The organism is Pseudomonas sp. TMW22089 (genome assembly GCF_022496645.1).
In the GTDB taxonomy this organism is placed as follows: Bacteria; Pseudomonadota; Gammaproteobacteria; order Pseudomonadales; family Pseudomonadaceae; genus Aquipseudomonas; species Aquipseudomonas paraversuta.
Map to the genome: position 1 here is coordinate 383439 of NZ_SCFG01000002.1, position 10438 is coordinate 393876.

Genomic DNA, 10438 nt, shown 5'->3' on the forward strand with positions numbered 1-10438 from the left:
CTGTTTCGAGACACCTAATGAATCAGCCTACGCCTTCTTCCCATAGCTTCGACGTAACCTCCGCGGACTTCGACAGACTGGTTGTCCAGGCCTCTTTTGAGCAGCCCGTTCTGGTGGATTTCTGGGCCGACTGGTGTGCACCGTGCAAGGTGATGCTGCCGATTCTGGAACAGATCGCGGTGGACTATCAGGGCGAGTTGTTACTGGCCAAGGTCAATTGCGAAGTCGAGCAGGACATCGTGGGCCGTATCGGCATTCAAACCCTGCCCACAGTGGTGCTGTTTAAAGACGGCAAAGTGGTGGATGGCTTCCAGGAAGCGCAACCCGAATCGGCAATCCGCGCGATGCTCGCGCCCCATGTCGTGATGCCCGAGCCAGAGGCCGAAGACCCGATGCTGCAAGCCCGGGCACTGTTTTCCGAAAGCCGCTTTGCTGACGCCGAAGCCCTGCTGAAAAACATCCTCACCGATGACAACAGCAACGCCGGCGCACTGATTCTGTATGCCCGCTGCCTCGCCGAACGCGGTGAACTCACCGAAGCACAAGCCGTGCTGGACGCGGTTAAAAGTGACGAGCACAAAGCCGAACTGGCCGGGGCCAAGGCGCAACTGACGTTCCTGGGTCAGGCCGCGGATTTGCCGGATGTGGCGGATTTGAAAACCCGCGTTGCACAAAACCCGCAGGACGACGAAGCCGCTTACCAACTGGCGATCCAGCAATTGGCGCGCCAGCAATATGAAGGTGCTCTGGACGGGTTGCTGAAGCTGTTCACCCGCAACCGCAGCTACAACGAAGGCATCACCCACAAGACCTTGCTGCAGGTCTTCGACTTGTTGGGCAATGATCATCCGCTGGTGACCACCTACCGCCGCAAATTGTTTGCTGCGCTGTACTAGGCATCGGGCTGCAGGAGCGCGTTTGCGGGTCTTGCGTCATCTTTGCTATTCGATCCAGCTGTAAATCGGTGAGTCTGTGCCGCTCACCACTTTCACCTCGGGGCAATGACGCAGGCGTACCAGCAGCCGCTTGCCCGCGCCGGTGCTGCCGGTCAGGGCTTGCAGCTGCCCGAGCAGCTCAGGCCCGCTGATCTGCCCGGCCTTGCGCAACAAGTCTTTAGTCGTTTCCCACACGGCATCGTCATGATTCACCGGTCTGGCAGGCGGCTGGCTGACAGGCGCGTCACTGACCTGCAACTGTGCACCCAGTGCAGCCCAGTCGCCGGCATCCAGTTCCACCGTCAAATCCACCGGCCAGTCGCCGATTGTTCCGCGAATGCGCACCATCGCTCTACTCCTCAAGTTTCATCAAACCATGCTCCCATGCGTATTGCGTAACGCCAAGCACACGGGCAAACTCTCGCAAATATTGTTATAAGATCACATAACAAACTGGTCCTCCCCCTTCTGCTGGAGTCACGCTATGCGCCGTTTGCTTCTTGCTATACCGTTTGCCCTGTTGCCGCTGGCCATGGCCCATGCTGCAGATGATCACGACCATGAACACGCCAGCCTGGGAGCCCACGAGCATGGCGCAGGCAGCCTCGATGTGGCTCTCGATGGCCAGACTCTGGAACTTGACCTGGATGGCCCGTCAATGAACCTGGTCGGATTTGAGCACCTTGCCACTACCGACGCTGACAAAGCCAAAGTCGCGGCAGCCCAGGCCCAGCTGGGCAATCCGCTGGTGTTGTTCAACCTGCCCAAAGCTGCCGAGTGCAGCGTTGAAGCCCAGGACCTGCAGAGCCCACTATTTGAAGCCGCCCCTGAAGAGGCTGCCGGCGTGGCAAAAGGCGAGCACCATCACAGCGATATCGAAGCCCACTATGCCTTTACCTGCAGCAAACCCGAGGCGCTGAAGACGCTGGATCTGAGCACGTTCTTCAAGACGTTCCCGGGCACCCATAAAATCAAGGTACAACTGATTGGCGCAAGTGGTCAGCAAGGTGTAGAAGCCACACCTCAAGCCCCCACCGTCAAGTTCTGACCGGATTAAACCTGCAGGAACGAGCTCGCTCCTGCAGATACCGCCCCGCTATTGGCACCCCATACAGGCGATTTCTCTTCCCCATGACCCAAGCACTTATCGAACTCAATGACCTGAGTTTCAGTTGGCCGGGGCAGCCCGTGTTGCTGGATATTCCGGCATTTCGCCTTGAGCCGGGCGAAACCCTGTTCCTCAAGGGCCCCAGCGGCAGCGGTAAAACCACGTTGCTGGGCCTGCTCGGCGGCGTGCAAAAAGCCGATAGCGGCACGATCCGTCTACTCGGCCAAGAACTGGGCGAACTCGGCTCGGGCGCCCGCGATCGCTTTCGGGTCGATCACACCGGTTATATCTTTCAGCAATTCAATTTGCTGCCGTTTTTATCGGTACGCGAGAACGTTGAACTGCCTTGCCACTTTTCCAGACTGCGCGCCAGCCGCGCCGTGCAACGCCACGGCAGTGTGGATAACGCCGCGCAAACCCTGCTGGCGCACCTGGGTCTCAAAGACCCGGCGTTGCTGGAGCGACGTGCAGACTCCCTGTCGATTGGCCAGCAGCAACGGGTCGCCGCTGCCCGCGCCCTGATCGGCCAGCCCGAGCTGGTAATTGCCGACGAGCCGACCTCGGCCCTCGACGCTGACGCCCGCGAAGCGTTTATCCAGTTGCTGTTTGCTGAATGCCGCGAGGCGGGCGCCAGCCTGCTGTTTGTAAGCCACGATCAAAGTCTGGCCCCCCTCTTCGACCGAAATCTGTCGTTGTCCGAACTCAATCGTGCCGCCACGTCGGCAGAGGTCTGAGATGTATCTGTTTCGACTAGCCCTGGCCAGCCTGGCTAACCGTCGCTTCACCGCGATCCTGACCGCCTTCGCCATCGCCCTGTCGGTGTGCCTGTTGCTGGCGGTCGAGCGGGTACGCACCGAAGCCCGCGCCAGCTTTGCCAGCACCATCAGCGGCACTGACCTGATCGTGGGCGCCCGCTCCGGCTCGGTCAATCTGCTGCTGTACTCGGTATTTCGCATTGGCAATGCCACCAACAATATTCGCTGGGACAGCTTTGAGCACTTCGCCAACAACCCGAAAGTGAAATGGGCGATTCCCATGTCACTGGGCGACTCCCATCGCGGTTATCGGGTGATGGGCACCAGCGAGGCGTATTTCGAGCACTATCAATACGGCCGTCGGCAGAACCTGGAACTGGCTGCCGGCCGGGCGTTTGCCACCGACCCTTTTGAGGTGGTGCTGGGCGCCGAAGTGGCGGATGCACTGCACTACAAACTGGGTGACCAGCTGGTGCTGGCCCACGGCGTGGCCGCGGTCAGTCTGGTCAAGCATGATGACAAACCGTTCACCGTGGTCGGAATTCTCAAACGCACCGGCACCCCGGTTGACCGTACCCTGCATATCAGCCTGGGCGGTATGGAAGCGATACATGTCGATTGGCATAACGGTGTTCCGGCCCGTGGCGCCGGGCGGGTAAGTGCCGATCAGGCGCGCAACATGGACCTCACCCCGCAGGCCATCACCGCCTTTATGCTGGGTCTGAACAGCAAGATCTCGACCTTTGCCTTGCAGCGTGAAATCAATGATTTCCGCGGTGAACCGATGATGGCGATTTTGCCCGGGGTGGCGCTGCAGGAACTCTGGAGCCTGATGAGCACCGCTGAAAAAGCATTGTTCGTGGTGTCGCTGTTTGTGGTGCTGACCGGCTTGATCGGCATGCTCACTGCGATTTTGACCAGCCTCAATGAACGTCGGCGCGAGATGGCCATTCTGCGTTCGGTCGGTGCCCGGCCATGGCATATCGCAACCTTGCTGGTCTTCGAGGCCCTTGCCCTGGCATTGGCCGGTGTAGTGGCCGGCGTGGGGTTGCTGTACCTGTGTATCGCCGTGGCCCAGGGTTATGTGCAATCGAACTACGGGCTGTATTTACCGCTGGCCTGGCCAAGCGAATATGAATGGGCGCTGCTTGGCGGTATTCTTGCGGCCGCCCTGCTGATGGGCTGCGTGCCGGCATGGCGCGCCTACCGACAATCGCTGGCCGATGGTCTGTCCATTCGTTTATGAACCCGGGGTTATAACAATGTCCGTGTTGCCACGCGTGCTGCTGGCACTGCTTGTGCTGATCACTACTCCTTTGTGGGCAGCAGAGCCGAAAGAGTTGACGTGGTCGGAGATGATTCCGCCCGACGCGCCGGCTGAAGTGCCGGACATGGCACCGCTGCACGACCTGTCACAGATGGGCGACATGGAGGCCGCCCCGGCAGCCAGGCAGGACTTGCCCAATGCGCCGGTGGTGACGACGCTGGACGGTCAGTTGATTCGCTTGCCGGGCTATATCGTGCCCCTTGAAGTCAATGAAGAAGGCCGCACCACCGAGTTTTTGCTGGTGCCCTACTTCGGCGCCTGTATCCACGTGCCGCCACCGCCGTCGAACCAGATCGTGCATGTCACCAGCAAGGTCGGGGTGCAAGTCGATGAGCTGTACCAGCCGTACTGGATCGAAGGCGCGATGCAGGTCAAATCCAGTACCAGTGAACTGGCAGATGCGGGCTACCAGATGGATGCGCAAAAAATCGTTGTGTACGAACTGCCGGAGTAACCCCCCCATCGCTCCTGCAGGGACGATGAGCACGGGCCAGCTCACGAAATTTTCACAAACTCACCGTTCATTGAGCTGGGTCAACTGAGCGCGGCATGGCGCTCTTTACCATTGGTTATATAAATTTCAAATATCCCAATGGAGCTCCCATGCACAAGTCTTTGCTCAGCGCAGCCGCGCTTGCGCTCGCCGTCGTCGCCCCGCTTGCCCACGCCCACACTGAAGGTGACATCATTCTGCGTGCCGGTGCGATCACGGTAAACCCGAAGGCCGACAGCTCCAGCGTCAAGGTTGATCAGGGCCCGCTGGCGGGCGCGGATCTGGGTGGCAAGGCGACCATGAGCAGCGACACGCAATTGGGCCTCAACTTCGCCTACATGATCACCGACCATGTCGGTATTGAACTGCTGGCAGCCACGCCGTTTGAGCATGACGTGAAACTTAAAGGCACCGCCTTGTCTGCGGCAAACGGCAAGTTGGGCAGCCTCAAGCACTTACCGCCAACCCTGAGTGTTGTGTACTACCCGCTGGACTCCAAATCGGCGTTCCAGCCTTACGTGGGTGCCGGTATCAACTACACCTGGATCTATGACGAGCACGTTGGCAGCAGCGCCAGCGCGGCAGGCTTTGACAACTTCAAGGCAAAGAACTCGTGGGGCATGGCATTCCAGGTCGGTGCTGACTACATGCTGACCGATAACATCATGATCAACGCCCAGGCACGCTATATCGATATCGATACCCGCGCCACGGTGGAAAACAACGCAGTAGCGCCTGGCACCCGCGCCAAGGTCAATGTAGACGTGGATCCGTTCGTTTACATGGTAGGTCTGGGTTACAAGTTTTAAGCGACAAACAACTTCAAAAAAGGCGCCCTGGTGGCGCCTTTTTTTGTAGCCAGGGGCTTGTCAGCGTCCGAGCAAACGCGCCAGACCAACACTCATGGGTGTGGTTTCGCCAAGCTTGAAGCGTTGCAGCAAGCGGCTGTTGTCTGCCCGTGAATGGCGGATATCGCCGGAGCGGACCGCACTGTAGCTGATGGGCGGCAGTCCACCGACCACATCGCCCAGCGCCTCGAGCATTTGCTTGAGGGTGGTGGCTTTGTTCAGGCCGACGTTGACCGCGCCTTCTTCAACCTGCCGGGCTTCGACAGCCTGAACCAGGATGTTCACCAGGTCACCGACGTAGATGAAGTCACGGGTTTGCTCGCCATCGCCGAAAATGGTGATGGGCAGGCCCTTTACCGCGCGTTCGCTGAAGATGCTGATCACCCCGGAGTACGGCGATGACGGGTCCTGGCGCGGGCCAAAGACGTTAAACAGACGGAAAATCGCCGGTTCCAGCCCGTGTTGGCGACGGTAAAAGTCCAGATAGTATTCACTGGCCAGTTTGTCGGACGCATAAGGCGTCAGCGGCGCCTTGGGGGTGTCTTCGACAATCGACTCACCTTCACCGTTATTGCCATACACAGCAGCGCTGGAGGCAAAAACAACCCGTTTGACCCCGGATTCACGCATGGCTTCGCACACGTTAAGGGTGCCGATGAAATTGCTTTGATGGGTACGTACCGGGTCGTCCACCGAGGCTTGCACCGAGGCAACTGCCGCCAGGTGAACCACGGCACTGCAACCGGCCATGACCCTGGCAACCAGGGCAGCATCCGCCACGTCGCCTTCGATCAGCTCGACCTTGGGGTTGTCCATTGGCAGATTGCAGCGCTTGCCGGTGGACATGTCGTCGAGAATGCGTACGGCATGCCCCTTGGCCAACAAGGCATCAACCAGATTGGAACCGATAAATCCGGCGCCGCCGGTCACTAAAACGGGTGAATCAGCCATGACGATAAAGTCTGTCCAGTAATGTCGGGAGTGCCGCACGCCAGGCGCGAGGCTTGATCCCGAAGGTGTGTAAGATTTTCTTGCAGGCCAGCACAGCATGCTGGGGCTCTTCCGCCGCGTCCGGGCATGCCGCATGCGCCTGCGGTACAGGTGCTTCGACAGCCAGTGGATGCAGGGTGCGCGCTTCGCTCAGGATCGCTTGCCCCAGCGCCAGCGGCGTGGTCGCCTCGTGCCCCGCGTAGTGATAAGTACCCCACAGCGGCGCGGCGCAATCCAGCTGCTTGAGCACTGAGATAATCACCCGTGCGGCGTCATCTACCGGTGTCGGATTGCCCCGGCGATCATCGGCAAGCAACAATTCTCCCGGCTTCTCAGCCTGGGTCAGAAACCGCCCGAGCAGACCTTCCGGGCTGTCATCCAGCAGCCAGCCAAAACGCAGCAGCACGTGCTGCGGGCAGATGGCCCGCACACTTTGCTCGATTCGCCACAGTGCCTGACCGCGTAACCCCAGCGGAACGGGTTCGTCCTTTTCGCTGTAGGCCGTCGCCCGCGAACCGTCGAAAACCCGATAGCTGGAAGGTTGCAGCAAAATGATGTTGTGGTGCTGGCACAACTCGGCCAAACGTTCGACAGAGCGCTCCTGGCCAGCAAGTCGGGACTCGCTGACTGTCGGCGCCTGAAACCAGTCGAAGTAATACGCGAGGTTGATGACCGCATCCGGGCGGGTGTCATCCAGCAGCTGCGTAAGGCTCGCAGCGTCCCAGCCGTCTTGCGGCGGACGCGGGGCGAGGAAATTAATGTCTTCCTCGGCACCCTGACGAATCAGCGCCTGCCCGAGAGCATTTCCGCCGCCCAATAACATAAGGCGCATTCGCATAGAGTGTGCAGACTCAGTCTATTCAGAACGGTGATGTATACCAGAAAACCAACGGTGAAAGCTGCTGGCCATGATCAAGACCTCCGTATTTTGCGGGTTTATGGCCCCGCCGTCACTGACAAACTGCACCCCTGCGGGTCAACGGGCTCACTACAGCTGCGGCGGCATGTCAGTGAGCAGCAACCTGGAAGGCGGCTGCTCGGCAGCCGGTGCCGGTTCGCCGGTATCGCGTACGGGCATCAGGAATCCCTGTGGATAATGTTGCGCAAAGTGGACATCGTCACACTTATCCACAAGCTTTTTGAGCCGGTCATTGAAAGCCCGACTGACGGAGCTCTGGGCGCCGGACATGGTTCTGAACTGAGCGGTAATGGTTACGCCATCGAGATTCATGCTGTCGACCCCGAATACCGTCAGCGAGCCCTGCAGGCTGAGACTGAGCAAAGGATCGTCACTGATCTGGCTTCCGGCCTGGCGGATCATGTCGATGGCCTGATCGGTGTCGGTGTCGTAGGTGAACTGAACCGAGAAAAATGCGTACGCAAACTGCCGGGAATGGTTGATCACCGCCTTGATCTGACCAAAGGGCACCGAATGCACGAAGCCCCGCGAGTCCCTCAGGCGCAAGGTGCGAATGGTCAGCCCCTCAACGGTACCCGCATGGTTGGAGTCGACCACCACCCAGTCGCCGACAGAGATGGTGTCCTCAATAATAATGAACAGCCCCGTAATGACGTCTTGTACCAGCTGCTGGGAACCAAAGCCGATTGCCAGCCCTATGACCCCGGCACCAGCGAGGAAAGGCGCGACGTTGACACCCAGGTTGGCCATGGTGGTGATGGTGCAGACCACCACCAGAATTACTTTTATTGCATTGCGCATCAGCGGCAGGATGGTCTTGACGCGGGTGCTCGGCTCGCGGGTGCCATGTCGGGTCACTGTAGGTTCCAGCGTTTGCTGGATGGCGGTATCGAGCACCACCCAGGCCAGCCATGTCACCAGCAGGATCAACAGGATGCGCCCCAGCGAATCGCTGATGACCTTGCCGGTGTTGCTGTCTGAGGCGAACGCCAGCAGGGAGAACCCCCAGATCTGGGACAGGAGTTCGATAAAGGTCACAGCCAGAGCAATACGCAGCAATGCATAAAGCACATTCAGTAAACGCTCTCGATAGATGCTTGTACGGCGGGTCGGCGTACGAAATGAGTGGTGCAAAATCGTACTTAAAAAAACCGCGCCGATGATCAGTCCTGAAGTCAGCAGCGCACCGCGCATGGCACGCTCACTGCCCTCGCCTATTCCCAGCAAATTGAGCGCCGTGACCACCAGCATCAGCAGTATCGGCCAGTACCACAACGCCGAAAAAATACGCAACGACTCCTGCAGTGCAGGCTGACCAAGACGCTGCGCCAGTGCACGGTCCCGAATCAGGTGCGCTACGGGGCGACGCAACCGTATGGCCAGAAAGGCAAAAATGATGCACGCCAGCAACCCGGCAAAAACCGACAGACAGCTCGCAATGTTATCGCCAATTTGCAGCGCAATTTGCGGGCTGTTCATCCCGTCACTCAGCGCGGCAAAAAAGCCGATCAGGAATAGTGGCCGGCGCGAATACTTGCGAATGATCTGAACTGCAATCCGCTTGTGTCCGACTTCAAACATCGCACTGAGTGCCAGCACCAGCGCCACACTGAACACCCCGGCACTGCCCGCATAGGTCAGGGTCATCCCCAGCGAACGGCCAATGGTGTCTTGCAGATAACGACTGGCATACAAGGTCAGCACCAGACTTATCACTGCCGGCAAAAGGTACTGCACCACATAACCGACAAGTGCCTGTATGCGCGGCCTGGTGTTGATCGCACGCGTCATATCCAGGTATCGCACCAGCAAGCGCCCCGTCAGCATCAGCCCGAAAAACCCCCCGAACCAGATGGCTGGCAACAGGACGAAGTCCCCCAAGGCGCCCCATGAGGGATGAGCCGATGCCTGTTCGACCAGTTCACCGACTTCATCCACCGCAAGCTCTGAGCGCAAACTCCAGGAGCCCAGCAGACGAGCGCTCAGGCCGAGCCGTTCCTGGATCTGGTCCATACCCTCGCCCAAGGCACCCAGCAAGCCGCCATCGACCAGCACCGGAGGCTTGCCATCCGTCTCTTCTGCCTTGATAACCGAGGCCAGCGTGGGGGCTGCCTGGAGAATGCCGTTGCCTGAGAGCAACAGGATGAGAAGCACAATCGCTGCTTTGAAATTGAACAAACCCGGGAGTCCTCCTGGACATCTTTGACGGAACCGCTGACGTTGGCCAATTGGCCCGCCGGTACTTGAGATCAGTACAGCGTAGTCAATGAAGCGCCAGGCGCCTGGCGTAACACGCAGGCTTTTGACCTGGACTGCCCGGATCAGCCCGGTTGCCATTTTTTGCAGGACGGATCTGACTGTTGTCAGCGCCCTGCGCGGTGCAGCCATTTCCGGCCCCAAACAAAAGGCCCGTTGCTGAATCAGCGACGGGCCTTTGTTGGTTCTGAGTATGTCGCCCGAAGGCTAGTCTCTAAAACCGTTCCGAACACCTTGTGACTTTATCCAACAGTCTTTTTTTAAAAAACACCTCTGCCTCAATGTGTTGCTGACTGCGCAGCAAAAAAACGTAAAGTATTCTGTCAATTTTTTGCCCATATCAAACACTTCAAACGCGACATTTACAAATGTAGGACCTGCGAGATATTGGAGAGGTCAATTTCGGCTAGGTGGCAGTTTCTAGCCCTGCGCCCCTGAGTAGGCACAACTCGGGAGACAGAGCCGCTTAAACAAAAAATTTGCTGTAATCTGGGAAGCGATTGACCGAACTCGAATCCATCAGGCAGACATTAGCCACCTACGTTGGTCGAGTCTCCGGAAATTGCCCGCCCACAAGGGTCAATGTGTAAGCACATGCGTGAGAGCGCGAGGGAAAAATTGAAGCTGTACTACTTAACCTCAGAGAAGTGGGCGAAAGTCATTCTGCATGAGTGAATCGCCCCGGGTTTCCTAGACACTCTCCAGGCTCGCTGCGTAACGCTTTTCAAACTCTACCGGTGACAGCTGATTGTTGAAACTGTGGCGTCGTTTTGGGTTGTAAAACATCTCGATGTAATCGAACACATC

At 58.5% G+C, this 10438-nt stretch carries 11 protein-coding genes; 6 read left to right on the plus strand and 5 right to left on the minus strand.

The window, feature by feature from the left end; genetic code table 11:
* Positions 1-17 precede the first annotated feature (17 nt).
* Positions 18-896 (plus strand): co-chaperone YbbN, encoded by an 879-nt coding sequence (locus EQV90_RS04085; RefSeq protein ID WP_003444289.1) that lies wholly within the window; start codon positions 18-20, stop codon positions 894-896.
* Positions 897-941: 45 nt separating this feature from the next.
* Here the strand turns inward: EQV90_RS04085 and EQV90_RS04090 are convergent, their stop codons facing one another.
* On the minus strand, positions 942-1283 hold the full coding sequence (locus EQV90_RS04090; protein ID WP_127196859.1) for a hypothetical protein: 342 nt from the start codon (positions 1281-1283) through the stop codon (positions 942-944).
* A 136-nt stretch (positions 1284-1419) separates the two neighbouring features.
* Here EQV90_RS04090 and EQV90_RS04095 point away from each other — a divergent pair, with 136 nt between their 5' ends.
* From EQV90_RS04095 to EQV90_RS04115, 5 genes are all read left to right on the plus strand, one after another.
* On the plus strand, positions 1420-1983 hold the full coding sequence (locus tag EQV90_RS04095) for a DUF2796 domain-containing protein (protein ID WP_003444294.1): 564 nt from the start codon (positions 1420-1422) through the stop codon (positions 1981-1983).
* 83 nt (positions 1984-2066) lie between these two features.
* Positions 2067-2777, plus strand: coding sequence for an ABC transporter ATP-binding protein (locus EQV90_RS04100; RefSeq protein WP_010655453.1), 711 nt, complete (start codon positions 2067-2069; stop codon positions 2775-2777).
* A 1-nt stretch (position 2778) separates the two neighbouring features.
* Positions 2779-4044 carry an ABC transporter permease gene (locus EQV90_RS04105; protein ID WP_003444300.1) on the plus strand — a complete coding sequence of 422 codons (1266 nt, stop codon included), beginning with the start codon at positions 2779-2781 and terminating at the stop codon, positions 4042-4044.
* Between the two features lie 16 nt (positions 4045-4060).
* Entirely contained in the window at positions 4061-4579 is a 519-nt protein-coding gene (locus EQV90_RS04110) for a DUF3299 domain-containing protein (protein ID WP_003444320.1), read from the plus strand.
* 149 nt (positions 4580-4728) lie between these two features.
* On the plus strand, positions 4729-5427 hold the full coding sequence (locus EQV90_RS04115) for an OmpW family outer membrane protein (protein WP_003444322.1): 699 nt from the start codon (positions 4729-4731) through the stop codon (positions 5425-5427).
* 60 nt (positions 5428-5487) lie between these two features.
* Here EQV90_RS04115 and EQV90_RS04120 read toward each other — a convergent pair whose 3' ends face one another.
* The 4 genes from EQV90_RS04120 to EQV90_RS04135 form a co-directional block, all read right to left on the minus strand.
* Positions 5488-6417 (minus strand): NAD-dependent epimerase/dehydratase family protein, encoded by a 930-nt coding sequence (locus EQV90_RS04120; protein ID WP_240877772.1) that lies wholly within the window; start codon positions 6415-6417, stop codon positions 5488-5490.
* Positions 6410-7294, minus strand: coding sequence for a sugar nucleotide-binding protein (locus EQV90_RS04125; RefSeq protein WP_003444326.1), 885 nt, complete (start codon positions 7292-7294; stop codon positions 6410-6412). Before EQV90_RS04125 ends, EQV90_RS04120 begins: the two co-directional genes overlap by 8 nt.
* Positions 7295-7444: 150 nt before the next feature.
* Entirely contained in the window at positions 7445-9553 is a 2109-nt protein-coding gene (locus tag EQV90_RS04130) for a mechanosensitive ion channel domain-containing protein (RefSeq protein ID WP_010655451.1), read from the minus strand.
* A 768-nt stretch (positions 9554-10321) separates the two neighbouring features.
* The coding region (locus tag EQV90_RS04135; RefSeq protein WP_139145696.1) for an IS3 family transposase at positions 10322-10438 on the minus strand (117 nt) is incomplete at its 5' end.